This window comes from Paenibacillus sp. NRS-1760 (assembly GCF_050467785.1).
Taxonomy (GTDB): Bacteria; Bacillota; Bacilli; order Paenibacillales; family Paenibacillaceae; genus Pristimantibacillus.
Genome location: NZ_JBITPK010000009.1, coordinates 107,604 through 127,624 on the forward strand (window position 1 = coordinate 107,604; position 20,021 = coordinate 127,624).

The following is a 20,021-nucleotide window of genomic DNA, read 5'->3' on the forward strand; positions in this document are numbered from 1 at the left end:
GTAAGATATGGAGCAGATCAATTGGACAAATGAAGCTTGGGCAAATGTACATGAGAAGGTTACGAGAACTAGCAATCGGATTGGTGCAAGATTTCCGCATGCGAGCGTCGATGGAACGTATGTGCTTGAGGCGCCTCAGTGGTGGACAGCTGGTTTCTGGCCGGGCTTGTTATGGCTGCTGTACCGTGATTCAGAGTCGAAGGACGATCGATATAAAGATATTGCCGAAGCATGCGAGCAGCAATTGGATGAAGTATTGTTCGGATATGATCGCTTGGATCACGACATCGGCTTCATGTGGTCGCTAACGAGTGTAGCCCGCTATAAGCTGCTTGGTGAAGAGCAATCCCGCAGACGAGCGCTGTTAGCGGCTAGTGTACTCAGCGGAAGATTTAATGTAAAAGGAAATTATATTAGAGCTTGGAACCCATGGGGTGAGGGTGATCGCAATGAGGGCTGGGCGATTATTGACTGCATGATGAACCTGCCTTTGCTCTACTGGGCGAGCGAGACAACGGGCGATCCAAGATTTAAGCATTTGGCGATGGAGCATGCGGATACGGTGCTAGAGCATTTTATACGGACGGATGGTTCGGTTAATCATATTGTAGTCTTTGACCCGCATACGGGTGAATTTGTAAGTGTGAACGGCGGACAAGGCTTTGCGCCAAACTCAGCGTGGTCGCGCGGAGCATCGTGGGCGATTTACGGGATGGCGCTCAGCTATCGTTATACGGGCGAGGCTCGGTACTTGGAGGCGGCGAAGCGGGTTGCCCATTTCTTCCTTGCGAACTTGCCTGAGGATTCGGTACCGCATTGGGATTTCCGTCTGCCTTCAGGTGTAGAACGTTATCGCGACACGTCAGCTGGCGCTTGTGCAGCCTGCGGTTTGCTCGAAATCGCAAGCTCAGTTCCTGCGGAAGAATCGGAGCTATATCAAGCGGCTGGCGAGCGAATAATGCGCTCACTCTACGAAAATTACGGCGCTTGGGATGATGAGGCGGAGGAAGGCTTGATTTTGCATGGGACAAGCCATTACCCAGAGCGGAGAAACATTGACGTGCCGCTTATTTATGGCGACTATTTCTTCGTAGAAGGTTTAGCACGATTAAGAGGGGATTCCTCGACGTTCTGGTAGAGGAGAGGTAACGAACATGCAAATCGAAAGTGGATCACAGATAAACGAAATGCTTCCTGTGCGCAAATACTGGCTGGAGCAGATGCTCGCTATTGGCGAACCTGTGCTTAACGCCCTTGCGGAGCGCCGTCTTAAAGAGAAGATGCCTATAGAAATCGCAATAACTGCTGGAGAAGCGGGTGACGAGAAAGCTGCCGCTGAACTTAAAGCTGACCGAGCGAAATTCACGCATTTGGAAGCGTTAGGACGCCTTTTATCCGGTATGGCTCCATGGCTTGAGAATCAGCACATTAATGGACACGAAGAGGAGCTGCGAGTTCGTTATGCCGCGCTTGCTCGTGAAGCAGTGGATGCGGGCACTGATCCAGCATCGCCAGACTATATGAACTTCAGCGATGGTTACCAGCCGATTGTCGACGCTGCTTTTTTGGCGCTTGCGATATTGCGTGCCCCGATAGAGCTTGGTGAAAAGCTGGAGCAGCGTGTGAAAGCAAATGTAATTACGGCGCTGAAGCAAACGAGGTCGAGAAAGCCAGTCTTCTCGAATTGGCTGCTGTTTGCAGCAACGATTGAAGCGGCGCTGCTTAAGCTGGGTGAGCTTGACTGGGACCCGATGCGGATCGATTACGCGTTGAAGCAGCATGAGCAGTGGTATTTGGGTGACGGCGCATATAGTGATGGTCCAGATTTTCACTGGGATTACTATAACAGCTTCGTTATTCAGCCTATGCTGGTCGATGTGCTTGCCGCAGCAGGTGATGAGCACGAGGAATGGCGAGCCATGCAGAGTGCTGTTGCGAGCCGTTCACGGCGTTACGCAGAAGTGCTTGAGCGGCTAATTGGAACGGATGGAACATACCCGCCAATTGGACGTTCACTTGCCTATCGTTTCGGAGCCTTTCAAAGCCTAGCTCAGCATGCTCTAAATGATGATTTGCCTGCGTCCGTCACAGCACCTCAGGTACGCTGTGCGCTAACCGCAGCGATTCGTAGAACGCTTGAAGTGCCTGGCAACTTCACAGCGGATGGATGGCTTACAATCGGCTTCTGCGGACATCAGCGAGATGTTGGCGAGCGATACATATCAACGGGAAGCCTCTATTTATGCGCTGCGGTGTTCTTGCCGCTTGGCCTAGCAAGCGAGCATCCATTTTGGAGTGGAGCGGACGAGGCTTGGACTTCTAAAAAGGCATGGTCAGGACAGGCTTTTGGCATCGATGCGGCTTTGAAGTGAATTTCTACTGATCCTGAGGTCGTTTTAAAAAGAGCAAACGGTCGTATTTCTGTGGGGAAGCGATTTGAGCATTATCGTATTCTCAAGATATAGTTGGCGCATAATAATAGCTTGAGCTAATGACAATGGACGGGCCAATCCGCGTAAAAAAGATTTAGTTCCTTCTGCCTAGTGTAAATAAACGGAAAAATGAAACCAAGCACTTGAAATTAATAACGAAAATGAGTATGATAAAAATAGTTGTTAGCACTTGAAGGTTTCGAGTGCTAACGAGAATATAAGCAGCGACAAATTTTGAAGGAGGCTATTTTCAATGATCAGACCTTTGGGTGAACGCGTATTGATCGAAGCAATCGCGAAAGAAGAAACAACCGCTAGCGGTATCGTATTGCCGGATTCGGCGAAAGAAAAGCCGCAAGAAGGCAAAGTGATTGCAGTTGGAAGCGGCACGCTGAAAGATGGTGTTCGTATTGCTCTTGAAGTTAAAGAAGGCGACCGCGTTCTTTTCTCCAAATATGCAGGCACTGAAATCAAATACGAAGGCAAAGAGTATTTGATTATGAAAGAAAGCGAAATTCACGCGATTTTTGAATAACAACCCGCTTAGGGTCACATAGAAGGCAACACATAAACTAAGCAGTTCTACTTAAACTATTTTGGGAGGTTTCTGTTAATGGCTAAGGAAATTAAATTTAGCGAAGACGCTCGTCGCGCAATGCTGCGCGGTGTTGATGCACTTGCAAATGCAGTTAAAGTAACACTAGGTCCAAAAGGCCGCAACGTGGTACTTGAGAAAAAATTCGGAAGCCCGCTTATCACAAATGATGGTGTTTCCATTGCAAAAGAAATCGAGCTTGAAGATGCTTTTGAAAACATGGGCGCTCAACTTGTTAAAGAAGTAGCTACAAAAACAAATGACGTTGCTGGTGACGGTACAACTACGGCAACTGTTCTTGCACAAGCGATGATTCGCGAAGGCTTGAAAAACGTTACAGCTGGCGCTAACCCTATGGTTATCCGCAAAGGTATCGAGAAAGCTGTTAAAGCTGCTGTTGAAGAGCTTAAAGCAATCTCGAAACCAATCGAAGGCAAACAATCGATCGCACAAGTTGCTTCGATCTCATCTGCTGACGATGAAGTAGGCCAACTTATTGCTGAAGCTATGGAAAAAGTCGGCAACGACGGCGTTATCACTGTAGAAGAGTCGAAAGGCTTTGTTACAGAGCTAGAAGTTGTTGAAGGTATGCAATTTGACCGTGGTTATGTATCTCCATACATGATTACAGACACTGATAAAATGGAAGCTGTCCTAGACAATCCTTACATTCTTATCACTGACAAAAAAATTACGAGCATTCAAGAGATCCTTCCGGTTCTTGAGAAAGTCGTACAATCCGGCAAGCAATTGCTAATCATCGCTGAAGACGTAGAAGGCGAAGCTCAAGCTACTCTAGTAGTGAACAAACTTCGTGGAACATTCACTTGCGTAGCTGTTAAAGCTCCAGGCTTCGGTGACCGTCGTAAAGCTATGCTTCAAGATATCGCTGCTCTAACAGGCGGCCAAGTGATTACAGAAGAGCTAGGCCTTGAGCTTAAATCGACTGGCGTTGAATCACTAGGTTCTGCTCGTCAGATCCGCATCACTAAAGAAACAACAATCATCGTTGACGGCAGCGGCAACTCCGCTGACATCGTTGCTCGCGTGAATCAAATCCGCGCTCAACTGGAAGAAACAACTTCCGACTTTGACCGTGAGAAGCTTCAAGAGCGTCTTGCAAAATTGTCTGGCGGCGTTGCAGTTATCAAAGTTGGCGCAGCTACAGAAACAGAATTGAAAGAGCGCAAACTACGCATCGAAGATGCCCTCAACTCCACTCGTGCAGCGGTTGAAGAAGGTATCGTATCGGGCGGCGGTACTGCCCTCATTAACGTATACAACGCTGTTGCTGCTGTTAAAGCAGAAGGCGACGAGCAAACAGGCGTTAACATCGTTCTTCGTTCCCTTGAAGAGCCGCTTCGCACAATCGCTGCGAACGCTGGTCAAGAAGGTTCGGTTATCGTTGAGCGTCTGAAAAACGAAAAAATCGGCGTAGGCTACAACGCAGCTACTGGAACATGGGTTAACATGTTCGAAGCGGGTATCGTTGACCCTGCTAAAGTAACTCGTTCAGCTCTACAAAACGCAGCTTCCGTTGCAGCTATGTTCTTGACAACTGAAGCAGTTGTTGCTGACAAACCAGAACCTAAAGGTGCTGGCGCTGGTATGCCTGATATGGGCGGTATGGGTGGTATGGGCGGCATGATGTAATAAGGGGGATAAACCCTTATGCATCAAGGGTTTTCGTCAGTGAAAATCCTGTTTATCAATATCTTTATAACTTTGAGACCTTCCAGATTATTCTGGGAGGTCTTTTTGCGTTTGTCGAAAATCAACATGAATAAAGATATCGGAGGAGAGGGAGGTAATCGCTGCCAACGGGGGCATCTGACGATGTGAATATTAAAGCCAATTTACAAAATGACAATAATGTAATATAGGAACGCTTAATTGTTAGGGGAATCGATGGTTGTTTGCCTATCTGTCTTTTAAGATATAAGAAATAAAGGCAGAGGAGGTGGTGTGAAATGAATTTTTTAGAAGAAAATATTAATTTATTTAGAATGGTTAATGACCTAGGTAAACAATATCCTTACTTAAACCCTACAATGGTTTTCATTGCTGAGTTTACGGTATATTTCTTGGTTTTAGGTGTTATCTTCATTTGGTTTACTCGAAATAAACAGAGTAGAATGATGATTGTGTGTGCAACCATTACTTTTGTATTTGCTGAAATTATTGGGAAAATAGCAGGCAAATTTCATTCGAATAATCAACCATTTGCTGAGTTGGCAAATGTTAATAAATTAATTGAAAAAGCCGTTGATAATTCTTTTCCAAGCGATCATACAATATTGTTCTTTTCATTTTGTGTATCCTTTTGGTTATTTAGAAAAGGCTGGTGGTTTTTATGGGTTATACTAGCTTCCCTTGTTGGTATTTCTCGTATTTGGGTCGGTGTCCACTATCCAGCAGATATCCTAGTAGGAGCTATTATAAGCATCATTTCAAGCTCAATTGTTTACCTTGTTGTTCCTAAGTTAAGCTTGATTCAGAAATTGTTAGGGGGTTATGCGAAATGCGAAAAATTGCTTCTATCTCCATTAACTAAATCGAAAGGGAATAGATCAAAGAATTATTAAGAGGAATAAAGCACATAGAAAAAAGATAATAGATCCTGTCGGTTATCAGGCAGAGAAGCCTGTAGCAACAATAGTTTCCCCCAGCAGAAACACCGTTTGACCACATAGTGTAAAAATGAGAGACCCTTCAAGAGTTCATTGAACTTTTGGGAGGTCTCTCATTTTTTTGATAAATACCTTATTCTAATTCTTGGTCTAAAAAAGGTATTACTAAACGACGTACTTCATCTGTTGACGTCGTATCCATCAATTGAGTTCTTAGTTCGCTTGCGCCTCTAAATCCACGAACATAGATTTTGAAAAAGCGAAGAAGTGGTTTAAATGGACGTGGTTCGTTTTCTTTTGAATATTTATCGTGAAGATCTAGCTGTAAAAGTAGTAAGTTGAGAAAATCCTTCGCGCTATGTTCTTTAGGTTCTTTTTCAAAAGCAAATGGATTGGTGAAAATGCCGCGGCCAATCATGACACCATCAACGCCGTATTGTTCCACTAATTTGAGTCCCGTTGCACGGTCAGGAATATCTCCATTAATGGTTAACAACGTATTTGGTGCAATTTCATCGCGTAATTTTTTTATTTCAGGAATGAGCTCCCAGTGCGCCTCTACTTTACTCATCTCTTTTTTTGTACGAAGGTGAATGGAAAGATTCGCAATATCTTGTTTCAATATATGCCCTAACCAATCGCGCCACTCGTCAATTTCAAAGTATCCCAATCTTGTTTTAACACTAACCGGCAATCCACCTGCTTTTGCTGCTTGAATAATTTCGGCTGCAAGTTCAGGATGTTGTATTAGTCCAGAACCCTTTCCATTGGATGCGACGTTTTGGACGGGGCATCCCATGTTTAAATCGATACCACGAAAGCCTAGTTTTTTCATATCAATACTCATCTGTTCAAAAAATGCAGGTTTATTGCCCCAAATATGAGCGACGATCGGTTGCTCATCTTCTGTGAACGTTAACCGACCACGAGTACTGGCTCTTCCTGCAGGGTTACAATAACTATCTGTACTTGTGAATTCTGTGAAAAATACGTCGGGTTTTGCAGCTGTACTAACGACGTGACGAAATACAACATCTGTGACATCTTCCATTGGCGCTAATATAAAAAACGGCTTTGGTAAATCAAGCCAAAAGTTGTGTTCGTTACTCATAATATCTCCTCTTGTTGCAATATATAAAAATCGATAAAAGCCGTAGTAAAGTCTTTTACCCAACATACATAATATCATTTTTTTTCGTTTGATGCACAGAATCGATTGTGTGAAATGCTGTCACCAATTAATATATCGAAGTCAATCTAAGAAGCTGGCTGCAAACGCGACTCGATCACGAAAACACCGTTCGGCGCTATATGGGCATCATGGCGATATACCCAGAACCAAATGTGAGCAAGCGCGACCTGCAGCACCGAATCTCCCCTTATTTGCTGCGCAAGCTAAGCATCTCGGGGCCTGATCATGTGTGGTCGGTTGACATTAGCTTTATCCGAATGAAGCACGGGTGGATGTATCTGTACCATTTTACCAGTCCCAAGTACATCGAACTGCTCCATGAGCATGAGGTATTGATCAGCATGGACGGCAAGGGCCGCGCAACGGATAACATCGCCACTGAGCGATTCTGGCGTAGTCTGAATTACAATGAAATCTACTTTCAGGATTACCAGAGCCCCAGAGAAAACAGGCAGGGGATCGAACGTTATATCCACTTGCACAATCGGTATCTGTCGCATCAATCGCTTCATAACCATACGCCCGAGGCGGTGTATACCCAGGCGCTCTTGCTTCCATCCACAAGTGAATAACCGGGTTTCCCGCGCCTTCGTTTAGGCTTTGTCCTCTATCCGTGGAAATCTCTATGCGGGACTCCTCATTCTTAAGATTTCCATTTCAAGCTTCTTCTCACGCTGAGGCAATGGAACGATAGAACATACCTTGTGTATCTTTTCACACCTTAATAACTGTCTTGACATCTTGTAGTACCATAAAACGAAGGCACGCACCATAAGAGTACGGACAAAAGCAGACGGTTTAATTGAATGTGTCTCTTTATAATAAGAGGCTTCTCAATAGTTCATTTGAACTTAGGGGAAGTCTTTTGTCAGTACGGGGTGTTTCGAAAAACGGCCGATTTATTATGTTTTTGATGAGATCAAATCATATTTATCAAACTGATCATTATACAAGTTTTTAAATTCCAACGGAGTAATCCCTTCTAATCTTTTGAAAACGGTACAAAAGTATCCTGTATTATTGAACCCCACGCTGTTTGCAATATCACTGATATTCAAATCAGGAGATTCATGCATGATTTCTTTTGCCATGTTAATCCTGTATCTATTTAAATATATAAATGGTCGTGTGCTATAAGTTTGCTTAAAGAGTCGGCATAGATGTTGAGGTGTGATGTTCGCTATTTGTGACATTTCATCTAGTGACATTGAATGGTTGTAATTAGTCTTAATAAATTCAATGACTGGCTCAAGTAAAATAGTATTTTGATTTGTTTTTGAATCTTGGTTCATATAGTTTCTTAACTCACAAACAAATTTATAGACGAGAATGGAACAGTTAAGTTTACTATTATAATTTTCAAATATATAACTCGACGAGATACTATTGAGAATTTGATTTATTGTATCCAGGTTAATAGATGAAAATATGCCTATTTTCCCGAATCCAAACTGCTGTAATAGTGGATCAAGCGCATATCCATTAAAAGTAAGCCAATAAGTTTCCCAGGGATCTTCAATCGGATAATAGTCATGTTTGACATTCGGATAAGAGAAAAATCCGGAGTTTTTATCCAGTATGTATTCTTTTCCCTCAACTAACAGTACTCCTTTACCTTTTTGACAGTGAATCCAGTGATAGTCTTGATTGCCCTGAGGTCTGTGAGTTGGGCCCTGATGCTTGTGGTATCCTACTGTCCTCATATAGAAGGGTAACTTCTTTTCCTCTTCAGTAATAGATGGAAATATACTCTTTAGCATAAAAAATAATCATTCCTTATGTTCATATATTTGAAAATGGCTAATATATTAAAATTGAAGTTTACAATATTTATCTATATAATAACGCTAAATTAGTTTGTAATCAATAAATAATGATGTTAATATTTTTAAATTTAATATAGGGAGTGATTGCTAAATGCCAATGGTAGATTTTTCGATTGAACAGTTGAAAGCATACAAAGGAATTAACCCAAGACCAGAGGATTTTGATCGTTTCTGGGAAAGAGCATTAATAGAAATGCGATCAGTAGATTCAAACTTGGAATTAATTCCTAGCAAATTCAGTGTGCCCTTCGCAGATTGTTTTGACCTATATTTTACAGGTGTCAGAGGAGCGCGGATACACGCAAAGTATTTGAGGCCCAAAAATGCAGTTGAACCTCATCCTGCAGTTTTGCAGTTTCATGGGTATTCGAAAAATTCGGGTGACTGGCATGACAAGCTTGATTATGTTGCTTTGGGATATTCTGTCATTGCGATGGATTGTCGCGGCCAAGGAGGCTACTCACAAGATTCTGGAGGAGTGACCGGCTCGACATACAGAGGACATATTATACGTGGATTAGATGATAATGAGGATAATCTACTATTTAGGCATATTTATCTGGATACAGCGCAGATTGCTTCTATTGTTATGGATTTACCTGAGGTGGATGGAAACAGAGTTGGAGCAATGGGAGTTTCTCAAGGGGGGGCATTGTCTTTAGTATGTGGGAGCCTAGAGCCTAAGATTAAGAGGATTGCTCCATTATATCCTTTTCTATGTGATTTTAAGAGAGTATGGGAGATGGATTTACTGAAAGACTCGTATGAAGAACTCAGAACTTATTTCAGACATTTTGATCCCATGCATAAGAATGAAAATGCTACATTCACAAAGCTTGGTTATATTGATGTGCAAAACTTGGTTCAGCGTATAGAAGGAAAAGTAATAATGGGAGTAGGTTTAATGGATACCGAATGTCCTCCGTCAACGCAGTTTGCTGCGTACAACAAAATAAAATCGCAAAAAGATATAGTTATTTATCCGGATTATGGACATGAATCTATACCGGGCTTTGGAGATATAGTGTATGAGTTCATGATCGGACTATAAAGAATGGTATGAATTAATAAATAAATAAATAAATAAACGACATGGAGGCTATATGATGAAAAAGGGTATTAATATGTGGTGTTTCCCTGAGGAATTTCGTGTTGATTATTGCATGAAGGTCGCTAAAGAGGCTGGATTTGATGGTATAGAGCTTAATATGGAAGAAGAAACTAAAGATAGCAGCGATCTAAGACTCACATTAGCTTCTAAGGAGAAGGATATACTTGATATTAAAGAAATGTCTAAGATCTATGAGTTAGAAATGCCAAGCATTTCTACAGCTCTATGCTGGAAAAGCATGCTTTGCAGCGATAATAGTACTACAAGAGAAGAAGGGAAAACAGTCGTCAAAAAGATGATAGATGCAGCTGTCATATTGGGAGCGGATACTGTACTTGTTGTTCCTGGTCGTGTAGATGAACAGATTTCCTATATCGATTGCTATAACAGGTCACTTCAATCTCTCAAAGAACTGGTTCCATATGCGGAGAGCAATAAAGTGAATATTGGAATAGAAAATGTTTGGAATAAATTTTTGATGAGCCCCATTGAAATGCGCAGATTTATCGAAGAAATTGGCAGCCCGAATGTAAAAGCCTATTTTGATGTAGGTAATGTTGTTCAATTTTCTTACCCAGAATATTGGATTGATATTTTAGATGATCTAATTACAAAGGTTCATGTGAAAGATTTTAAAAGGGATACTGGAAATATCACAGGATTCACAAACCTATTAGAAGGCGATACAAGGTGGGACTTCGTAATAAATTCACTTGAAAAAGTAAATTACGATAGTTACTTAACCGCGGAGCTCTCCCCTTATAAACTCAACCCAAATGCCCTAATAAAACAAACATCGATGGCCATGGATTTCATATTAGGGAAAGATACCTTTGAATAATGTTATTTCCAATCGCTTATAATATGATATGATTTCTATTGAATTGGATCTCATGTCATATCATGTTAGGTGGTAGGGGCTATCTTAAAAAAAATGCTTATTAAACATCAATTGATGCTGATTTCTCTATTGGTAATCATGAGTATGGTTTTTATTATTATGTTTACTTATGAGCAAACCTCTAAAATTCTTGTTAATAAAAACAAAGAATATACTTCAGACATCATTTTGCAGCTAAGGGATAGCATGGATTTAAATGGCTCACAAATTAATAAAATCATTACAAGCACTGCGTATGATGGAGTTGTCCAGCAATATCTAACGGAAGATGACTACCTGAAGCGTGTTAATTTATCCGAAAATCTTGATAATCTTTTCAGAAATATAATTCAATTACGAGAAGGGATTCTTGACATTGTTATACTAGGTAAACACGATATTTTTTATTCAATGAGTGGCAGTACTTTTTTTGTTAAACAATATAACGATTTATTCATGTCGTCAAAAAATCCCTATTATACTGGAATCGTCTCACTCAATACTGGAACATATGAAGATAAAAAGTCCATTATTGTTGGCATGGCGGTATACTCGACGAACCCCAACATTGTGGTTGAAAACAATATAGGGACGATTGCAATTATTTTAGATTCAGATATATTCGATTCAAGTATAGAAAAGATTAGAAATGTTTCTAATATGAAGTTTTACCTATTGGATCGAAGCTATAACATTTACCATAGTAATGATACAGAAGAGCAGATTTCCTGGATTAACATACTAAAAAATAATAGTATGCAGCTAAATACTCAGAGCATCGTTACGATTGACGGGGAGAAAAACATTTTACAAAGTGAACCCATTAACAGTATAGAAGGTACGATCGTAAGTATTATGCCAGAGAACAGGTTGCTTGGGGAAATCATTGATCTACGTAAGAAAGTTATGCTCATTTTTTTGATTTCTCTTCTACTCATTGCGATTCCAGCCATATTCACAGTGAATAATATTTTACTTCCAATTAAAAAGTTTCTGATTTTTATTAGTGGTATAAAACTGGGCGAGATTAAAAATTTCGAAAAACGAATCAGTATTGAAGGCTATTCTGAAATGTCTATTTTGGCAAACAAGTTCAATCAAATGCTGGACGAAATTGAAGTGTTAACGCACACGCTAATAGAAACAAACTCTGTCTTGTTTAGAACGGAGCTTGAGAAAAAACAAGCTGAACTAAACTTCTTGGAAAGCCAAATAAATCCTCATTTTTTATATAATACACTGGAATCAATCAAAGCTTTAGCACTCATTAGTGGTACAAAAGAGATTCATGATATGACGAAAGCATTAGGCAGAATACTAAGATATGGAGTTAATGCATCGGATGAAGTAACAGTGATGGAAGAGTTAAATGTGGTGAAGGATTATCTGTATATTCAACAAGTTCGATTTAAGGATAGAATTGACGTGTATTTTGACATTTCACCGTCAACTCTGAAATGTATAGTGCCCAAGATGATACTGCAGCCAGTGGTAGAAAACGCAATTTTCCATGGACTGGAGCCAAGTATGAAGAAGGGGAGCCTATTTGTTTCGAGCGAGATCGTTAGTGAACATACTTTAGTCATTTCTATAAAAGATAACGGGGTTGGAATGAGCAGTGAATTATTAGAAGTGATTAGGAAAAGACTTCTTAATTTTAATAAGGATAACCCGTTGAACGTGAAGGTTGGAATTGGGGTTTCTAATGTAAATAATCGGATCAAGTTAAAATGGGGCAATGATTTTGGCTTAACAATTAGAAGTGAGCAGGATATAGGAACAGAAGCAGTATTAAGAATACCAGTAAGGAGCGATGCTCATGTATAAGGTCGTTATTACTGATGATGAGAGCTTAATTATTGAAAGCTTAAAATTATGTATAGATTGGGAGCAGCAGGGCTTTCAAATTATTGGTCAAGCGTTGAATGGAATAGATGCACTAGAACTAATCTTAGAAGCAGAGCCTGATATTGTTTTTACAGACATTAGAATGCCTGGATTAAACGGACTGGAATTGATGAAGAAGGTATCAAAAACTCACCCACATATTCTTTTTGTTGTCATCAGCGGATACGCAGAGTTTGCCTATGCTCAAAAAGCGTTAAAGCACGGTGCTATTGGTTATTGCCTCAAGCCAATTGAAGAGGATGAAATTATAAATGTACTTCGAAAGGCTGAAGAAATCTTATTAAATGATACCCCGAATAAAAATGAAGATTTACTTGAGCTATTGGCGGACTCCTCTTCAATAGATTCGAAACAAAAATTGAACAGTATTCTAAAGAAGAAAGGCTTTAATATTACAACCAGTAATGGTTTGTACGTCATTGTCTCCATAGGCCAAAAAGGAATAACCATTCCACAAAATATAATGCATGTCATGATAAGGCTTGATTTTAACAAAAAAGTTTATATTTTTGAGCAATTAAATAATGAGAAGTTAATTCACTTCTTTGAATCGCAAATGTCTGAAGAAACAATATCTATAGGAGTTTCATTGGTTAATGAGGTAAGTGAATTGAAACAGGCTATTGTCGGAGCTGCTATAGCTGCCTATCAGTTTTTTATTGTAGGTAGGAAAGGTGTATTTATATCTAAACCGATTGATATTCATCTATTAGACCACGATCTCAAGAAACTGGATAAGGCCATTCAACAAAAAGACATTGCGCTCATAGACGAAAGTTATCTAAGTATTAAAGAGCTTTTTAAAGCAGGAGAGATGAATATCAGGCTTGCATTTAAAGTATATAATACAACAATGGTTTTATTATTTAAGTATTCAGATGATGAGCTTGATACAGATATGGTTGACTATGAACAGCTTGCATATAATTTTGGGAATGTGGAAGAAATGCTTAGCAAGTTGAGGGAGTTGTCAGTAAAGCATTGTAACATATTGAACAACAATATGACTGGGAAAATTGATAATACAATTATTAAGCAAGTTTTAGAATATGTGAATAATAACTTTTATAAAGCAATTACTGTACAAAATCTTTCCGAGATGTTTTTCATCAGTCCCAATTATATAAGTTCACTGTTTAAGAGGGAAGTTGGAGAAAACTTCAAAGAACATCTTGCAAAGATTCGAATTGATTATGCCTGTAAATTACTGGGGAGCCAAGAGTATTCTATTCAACAGGTGGCAGAAAAATCGGGATATAGTGATTATTTCTATTTCTCACGTATCTTTAAAAATATGACAGGAACAACTCCTTCTAAATTCAGATCAGAAAATACTATAAAAAAAACGTAATATAAAGAGAACTGTCGCAATTTTGCGGCAGTTTTTCTTTTTTTTAAATATCTACACTAAAATCTGTTTAATTCTACAGCGCTTACATTTTGTCTTTAAACAAGATGAGATCATAAAAAAACACTCGCTGTTTGTCCATGTATATTCAATGAACTGTGCATAACATTGTCATGATAAAAGTCTTATCATGAAGACAGAGAAGTTCCTTAGAAGTTATAAATGCAACACCAATATTATGCATCTGGGGGTTGATACAATTGAAGTTAAATGTTGCTAGCACAAGTAAGGTAAACAAACTTGAGGGACATCTATTGAAAAGAATACTTAATTATAAGTATTACTATTTGATGTTACTGCCATTGATAGCTTGGTATATAGTCTTCTGTTATATACCGATGTATGGTGTCACGTTATCGTTCAAAACTTACAATTTTAGTGAAGGTATTCTAGGAAGTCCTTGGGTAGGATTGAGGAATTTTGAAGAGCTATTTGTAGATTTAGGGTTTAGAAACGCACTGAAAAATACTTTGATTTTAAGCTTGGGTAAGCTGCTATTTCATTTCCCTGTTCCGTTAATATTAGCCATATTGATAAATGAAATCGGTCGAAGTAAACTTAAAAAGTTTTATCAAACGGTCTTTACTTTTCCACACTTTATATCATGGATTGTTCTCTCCGGTGTAATTTTCAATATTTTTTCACAAAATGGTGTGTTTAATCAACTAATCGATTTGTTTGGATGGGAATCGACATCCGTATTAGTGGAAAAGGAGTATTTCAGACCGCTTATATATATCAGTTATATATGGAAAGAGATGGGCTGGGATTCCATTATCTACTTAGCCGCGTTGGCAGGAATTAACCCGGAATTTTATGAAGCATCAGAAATTGATGGTGCAAACAGGTTTCAAAGGATTCTATATATTACATGGCCATGTCTACGAAGTACAACAGCAATACTACTGATTCTGAGTGTTGGTTCGATTATGAATGGAGTTGGATTTGATCAAATATTCAATCTGTATAGCGCACCTGTGTATGCGGTTGCAGACACCATTGATACGTATATATATCGCTCAACCTTTGGTGTAGGAATGGATTTTGGTTACTCTACAGCGATTGGGTTTGTAAAATCATTAGTAAACTTAGTTTTAATCTGGATTGCGAATGTGGCGATCAAAAGAATGGGTGAAGATGGTCTATTCTAAAGTGATACAGGTGGAGAGGAGATCGTATGAAAAATAGTATGACTAAAAAAAATAAGATGCAGACCTTTGATATTATCAACATAACATTTCTAGCAGTAATATCTATTTTTATGATTTATCCGTTCTATAATGTGATTATTATCTCATTTGCTAAATATGATGACTTGGTACAAGCAGGAATGTACTTAATTCCTAAATCATTTGATCTAGATGCCTATAAAACAGTATTAAGTGATTCCTCTTTCTATAAAGGATTTATCGTTAGTGTATTTATAACGATTGTCGGCACTTCGATCAGTATGATTCTCTCCGTATGCGGGGGGTATGCGTTATCTAAAAAAGATATGCCAGGCAGAAACTTATTTCTATTCATCATTTTGTTTACGATGTTCTTTAGTGGAGGCCTCATCCCTTATTATTTGACCGTGAAGGCTGTTGGCTTGATTGATACGATTTGGGTTATGATCCTGCCTATTGCAGTCAGCACTTGGAATCTAATTATAATAAAAAATTACTTTAACAACTTTCCAGCTAGTCTTGAAGAATCAGCGAGACTTGATGGCGCAAATGATATACAGATCCTTATGAAGATAGTTATTCCCACTTCGATGCCTGTAATCGCAACTTTTTCACTATTCTATGCGGTTGATAGATGGAATGAATGGTGGAATGCTTTGATCTTTGTGAGCGATAAAGATATTCGTCCTCTCCAGATTGTTTTAAGAGAGATCTTAATAAATTATAGTTCTACGATATCAGAGGCTGCCAAGCAGGCATTGCTCACTGGTGATAAGGTTATATTTGCAACCAGCATTCAGATGGCAGCAATTGTAGTAACGATGGTACCTATAATAATCGTTTATCCTTTCTTGCAAAAGTACTTTGTAAAAGGGATTATGATAGGTTCAATCAAGGAGTAGCGATATTTCAGATCGATTATAACAGCATTTGCTGCTATATATAAATATAAGGGAGGATAAAAAAATGGTTACCATACAAAAAAGTCGTCTTTTTAGGATGAATTATGTAGTAGGAATAATGCTAGTGGTGTTTAGTGTTATTGCTGCAGGCTGCAGTAACAATGCTAATGTAGAGGGGAATAAGACAAACGCTAGCACAGAACCAGCTAGTACAGCAACAAGTCAGGAAGAAGATCCCTTTAAAGAGCATATGGAAATTTCAGTAGGTATTTGGGGTATCACTGACGATGCCGTCAATGTCGAGAAAGATGCTTTAGTCGCTGAAATTTCAAAAAAGCTTAATATTACGCTTGTTGCTAAACCGCTTACATTTGATGATTACACTCAAAAAATTTCATTGTGGGTGGCATCAGGACAATTGCCAGATATATTTGCAATCGATGCTGTTGGCAGTATAAACCGAAGCAAATGGATCAATGAAGGTATTGTACGTTCACTGCCAGATGATCTGAGCAAGTATCCAAATTTAGATGAAGTGATGAAAATCGAAGATATAGACGCATTGAAAGTTAATGACAAGCAATACAATGTACCTCGTTTAACTTGGAGTACGTTACAGCATAATGCTAAAGATAGATTTATTATCTATCGTTGGGACTGGGCACAGTCTTTAGGAATTACTAAAGAGCCTGAGACTTACGATGAATTTGCAGCAATGATTAAAGCAATGGTCGAAAAGGATCCTGAAGGTAAAAAAACAACGGGTCTTACTACACGTCAAAAAACATTTTTAGGAGATTTATGGCTTCCATATAATCCGGCTGTAATTTCAGACGGCAGCGGAACTGATTTTAAATGGATTAAGGAAAATGACAAGTTCATACCAGCTCTATTCTCAACTAAAACTTTAGATGGATTGAAAGCTATTAAGGGTATGTTTGAACAAAATATCATTGATAAAGACGTCGCACTACTAAAAACAGGAGAAGGAGATGATAAGTTTTATTCGGGTAGAGCTGCTGCTCTTATAACGAATGGAATAGCGGCAACAAACTTTAATAAAGTCTATCCAGATAAGAAAGCTGAAGAATCTATTAAAATACTAAAACTATGGCCTGATGCGGATGGCGTAAGATATCAGCCGACATTTAAGACATATTGGTCAGAAAGCTATTTCAGTGCCAAAGTTGATGATAAGAAAATGGAGCGAATTATGGCGCTTTATGATTATTTACTCTCGCCTGAAGGAAAAGACCTCTACAGATATGGTATCGAAGACGTGGATTATACGAAAAAGGACGGACAGATCGTTCTTAATGAAGGTGTAGATCTCAATAAAAAATACCCTTCGATTGCTTCTTTGAAAATGTTAGCAAGTTTTGATGGAGATTTTGAGCTTGATCCAAACACGCCACCGAATAGAAATAACCCTACACAGCAACTGTTAATTGATTACGTAAACTGGAGTAAGCAATCTACAAAGATTCCTGAGTTTGATTTTAGATTGTCTTATATGTCTACACCTACTAAAGATAAATTTTCTATAACGGATGTTGACGATCTTATTCAGGTGGTATTGTCCAAAGAGCCAGTGGAAGATGCTTGGAACGAGATAGTGAAGAAATATGAAAATAAAGGCTTAAGTAAAATGATTGAAGAGGTAAATGCAAAAGCTGCTGAACAGGGCATTAAATAATTTGTTCTTTCAAGTCATCAGTACACAAGCACTATAATAAATCGGACAATGGAATGTTGTTTGTAATTATAGTGCTTGTCTGTTTTTATCAATCTAAATAGGAATGGATGATTATAGTGGCAAATGAAATCAAAATTATAGATGTAAAGAAGGTAGCTTTCGTTGAAGTGGCAGAGCCTGAAGTATTGGGAGATGAAGAGGTACTGGTAGAGACGCTTATTTCAGGTTTAAGTGCGGGGACTGAAATGCAGTTTTATCTAGGTATCGCACCATTTTTTAATAAAGAGTTAGACGCGCACAAAAATCTTTTTGTCAAAACGGAAACGGAATCTTATAAATATCCTCTAAGTTATGGTTATGAGAATGTTGGGAAAATAGCAGAGGTCGGTAAAAATGTGACCAACTTAAAAGTGGGAGATGTTGTGGCCTCCTACTTCGGTCATATTTCAAAGTTTAAGACAAAGGCAGAAGGCTTTGTCATTTTACCGGAGAGTATGGATCCACGAAGTGGCGTTTTTTTACCTCTTTTAGGGGTAGCATATAAAAACATACTAAACGCACGCATTATTTTGGGAGAAACGGTTGTCATTTTCGGTGCTGGTATTGTTGGACAATTATTAATACAGCTTGCAAAGCTCTCTGGTGCAGGTAGGGTGATTTCTGTAGATATGTGTGATTATAGACTGGATAGGGCAAAGGAATCAGGTGCTGATATTTGTCTAAATCCAAAGAAAATTGCAGATGTAGCGAACGAAATTCGTTCGCTTACTTCTAATCGTGGAGCAGATGTCGTTTTTGAAGCGACAGGATCTTCCATTGCTTTGCATGAGGCGATAAGAACGGTTTATCGTACAGGAACTGTTTATGCAACATCATTTTATAGAGGTGAAGCAAAGGGACTTTTTCTAGGAGAAGAGTTTCACCATAACGCTGCTCGTATTGTGATGTCAGGCTGCATTCCAAATGAAGTTCGTCCACGATGGGATGAAAAGCGATGGCAGGATGCGTTAGAAACCACACTGCCGTTATTGAAATTGGATCACCTAATTAGCCATGAGTTTGCAGCAACTGATGCACAGCAAGCATATGAGACTGCAGCAGAGAAGCCAGATGAATGTCTTCAAATCATTTTTTCATACTAACTATAAATGAAATTTATGGACTACAGGAGGAAACTGAAATGGCAGAAATAAAAGTGGGAATAGTTGGAACAGGGACGATAAGCAATTATCATGCTAATGCGTACAAAAGCCTGCAAGATGTTAAAATACATGCTGTCTATGACTTGAATATTAAAAGAGCTGAAGACTTTGCACAAAAATTTGCAGTTGAACATGTTTATACGGATTTTGATGCCATGCTCAATGATAAAAGTCTTGATGCTGTAAGCGTATGTGTATGGAACTATGATCATGCATCGGTTGCAATAAAGGCTCTAAAAGCAGGTAAGCATGTACTATGTGAAAAACCTCTTGCTATAAACTTAAAGGAAGCAGAGGAAATTTATCGAGTTGCAAAGGAATGTGGAAAAGTTCTTATGGTTGGATTTGTAAGAAGATTTTTCAAAAACACAATGGTCTTAAAAGAATTTATGGATAGCGGAGACTTCGGGGATATCTATTTCGCTAAAGGTGCTTATATAAGAAGAATTGGAAATCCTGGTGGCTGGTTTGCTGATAAAGGACGTTCTGGAGGGGGGCCATTAATCGATCTTGGCGTACACATTATAGATACTGCAAGATACCTGATGGGTAATCCTGCTGCAGTAACAGTCAGTGGCATGACTTCAGCCGGGATTGGTGCAAGACCTCATATTAAAGGAACTGATAGCTATAAATCTGCAGACTTTAAAGAATTTTGCGATGTAGAGGATTTTTGCGGTGCAATGATCAGGTTTGATAACGGAGCAACATTATGGATAGAAACAAGCTTTAGCCAGCACATTAAAAACGATGCATTAAGCTTTCAGATTTATGGTACAAAATCGGGAGCATCATTGGAGCCTAAGGTTGAAATATACAAAGAGCAGAATGGATATCTAGTAGATATAGCACCTTACTACAACGAGGACCAAGATGCGATTACAGAAGGATTTAAACGAGAGCTTGCTAGCTTTATAGACGTTGTTCAAGGGAAATCGGAATGTGTCAGCCCAGTGGAAGATGGATTAGAGATCATGAGGATAGTCGATGCGATTTATACTTCTGCAAATACGGGACGTGAAGTCTGTATTGAGAGGTAGGATGAGCTTTAGAGTTAAGAAACGAATCCC

General features: G+C 39.1%; 17 protein-coding genes. 15 read left to right on the plus strand and 2 right to left on the minus strand.

Annotation, left to right across the window (positions count from 1 at the left end; genetic code table 11):
* Positions 1 to 7 precede the first annotated feature (7 nt).
* The 5 genes from ACIFSR_RS10305 (at position 8) to ACIFSR_RS10325 (ending at position 5,612) form a co-directional block, all read left to right on the plus strand.
* The gene (locus ACIFSR_RS10305; RefSeq protein WP_430057215.1) at positions 8 to 1,138 is read left to right on the plus strand and encodes a glycoside hydrolase family 88 protein; all 1,131 of its coding nucleotides are present in this window, start codon (positions 8 to 10) and stop codon (positions 1,136 to 1,138) included.
* A gap of 16 nt (positions 1,139 to 1,154) precedes the next feature.
* On the plus strand, positions 1,155 to 2,372 hold the full coding sequence (locus ACIFSR_RS10310) for a DUF2264 domain-containing protein (RefSeq protein WP_430057216.1): 1,218 nt from the start codon (positions 1,155 to 1,157) through the stop codon (positions 2,370 to 2,372).
* A 313-nt stretch (positions 2,373 to 2,685) separates the two neighbouring features.
* Positions 2,686 to 2,967: a co-chaperone GroES gene (groES, locus tag ACIFSR_RS10315; protein ID WP_054026679.1), complete on the plus strand. Its 282-nt coding sequence runs from the start codon at positions 2,686 to 2,688 to the stop codon at positions 2,965 to 2,967.
* Between the two features lie 78 nt (positions 2,968 to 3,045).
* Positions 3,046 to 4,680, plus strand: coding sequence for a chaperonin GroEL (groL, locus tag ACIFSR_RS10320; RefSeq protein ID WP_076269676.1), 1,635 nt, complete (start codon positions 3,046 to 3,048; stop codon positions 4,678 to 4,680).
* A 317-nt stretch (positions 4,681 to 4,997) separates the two neighbouring features.
* A complete protein-coding gene (locus tag ACIFSR_RS10325) occupies positions 4,998 to 5,612 on the plus strand; it encodes an undecaprenyl-diphosphatase (protein ID WP_430057218.1) in 615 nt (204 codons plus the stop codon).
* Between the two features lie 178 nt (positions 5,613 to 5,790).
* On the opposite strand, the gene ACIFSR_RS10330 is transcribed toward ACIFSR_RS10325, so the two are convergent.
* Positions 5,791 to 6,768, minus strand: a complete 978-nt coding sequence (locus tag ACIFSR_RS10330; protein ID WP_430057220.1) for a tRNA dihydrouridine synthase — start codon at positions 6,766 to 6,768, stop codon at positions 5,791 to 5,793.
* Positions 6,769 to 6,977: 209 nt separating this feature from the next.
* Here ACIFSR_RS10330 and ACIFSR_RS10335 point away from each other — a divergent pair, with 209 nt between their 5' ends.
* Entirely contained in the window at positions 6,978 to 7,421 is a 444-nt protein-coding gene (locus ACIFSR_RS10335; RefSeq protein ID WP_430057222.1) for a hypothetical protein, read from the plus strand.
* A 330-nt stretch (positions 7,422 to 7,751) separates the two neighbouring features.
* Here ACIFSR_RS10335 and ACIFSR_RS10340 read toward each other — a convergent pair whose 3' ends face one another.
* A complete protein-coding gene (locus tag ACIFSR_RS10340) occupies positions 7,752 to 8,609 on the minus strand; it encodes an AraC family transcriptional regulator (protein WP_430057224.1) in 858 nt (285 codons plus the stop codon).
* Between the two features lie 157 nt (positions 8,610 to 8,766).
* On the opposite strand from ACIFSR_RS10340, the gene ACIFSR_RS10345 reads away from it, so the two are divergent.
* The 9 genes from ACIFSR_RS10345 (at position 8,767) to ACIFSR_RS10385 (ending at position 19,991) form a co-directional block, all read left to right on the plus strand.
* Positions 8,767 to 9,726, plus strand: coding sequence for an acetylxylan esterase (locus ACIFSR_RS10345; RefSeq protein ID WP_430057225.1), 960 nt, complete (start codon positions 8,767 to 8,769; stop codon positions 9,724 to 9,726).
* 52 nt (positions 9,727 to 9,778) lie between these two features.
* Positions 9,779 to 10,627, plus strand: a complete 849-nt coding sequence (locus tag ACIFSR_RS10350) for a sugar phosphate isomerase/epimerase family protein (RefSeq protein ID WP_430057227.1) — start codon at positions 9,779 to 9,781, stop codon at positions 10,625 to 10,627.
* Between the two features lie 93 nt (positions 10,628 to 10,720).
* Positions 10,721 to 12,493 carry a sensor histidine kinase gene (locus ACIFSR_RS10355; protein WP_430057228.1) on the plus strand — a complete coding sequence of 591 codons (1,773 nt, stop codon included), beginning with the start codon at positions 10,721 to 10,723 and terminating at the stop codon, positions 12,491 to 12,493.
* Positions 12,486 to 13,925: a response regulator transcription factor gene (locus ACIFSR_RS10360; protein ID WP_430057229.1), complete on the plus strand. Its 1,440-nt coding sequence runs from the start codon at positions 12,486 to 12,488 to the stop codon at positions 13,923 to 13,925. The genes ACIFSR_RS10355 and ACIFSR_RS10360 overlap by 8 nt, the downstream gene beginning before the upstream one ends.
* 257 nt (positions 13,926 to 14,182) lie before the next feature.
* The gene (locus tag ACIFSR_RS10365; protein ID WP_430057231.1) at positions 14,183 to 15,133 is read left to right on the plus strand and encodes an ABC transporter permease; all 951 of its coding nucleotides are present in this window, start codon (positions 14,183 to 14,185) and stop codon (positions 15,131 to 15,133) included.
* A 26-nt stretch (positions 15,134 to 15,159) separates the two neighbouring features.
* On the plus strand, positions 15,160 to 16,053 hold the full coding sequence (locus ACIFSR_RS10370; RefSeq protein WP_430057233.1) for a carbohydrate ABC transporter permease: 894 nt from the start codon (positions 15,160 to 15,162) through the stop codon (positions 16,051 to 16,053).
* Positions 16,054 to 16,117: 64 nt separating this feature from the next.
* A complete protein-coding gene (locus ACIFSR_RS10375) occupies positions 16,118 to 17,749 on the plus strand; it encodes an extracellular solute-binding protein (RefSeq protein ID WP_430057235.1) in 1,632 nt (543 codons plus the stop codon).
* Between the two features lie 116 nt (positions 17,750 to 17,865).
* The gene (locus ACIFSR_RS10380) at positions 17,866 to 18,891 is read left to right on the plus strand and encodes a zinc-binding dehydrogenase (RefSeq protein WP_430057236.1); all 1,026 of its coding nucleotides are present in this window, start codon (positions 17,866 to 17,868) and stop codon (positions 18,889 to 18,891) included.
* Between the two features lie 38 nt (positions 18,892 to 18,929).
* A complete protein-coding gene (locus ACIFSR_RS10385) occupies positions 18,930 to 19,991 on the plus strand; it encodes a Gfo/Idh/MocA family protein (RefSeq protein ID WP_430057238.1) in 1,062 nt (353 codons plus the stop codon).
* The last annotated feature ends 30 nt before the right edge of the window (positions 19,992 to 20,021 follow it).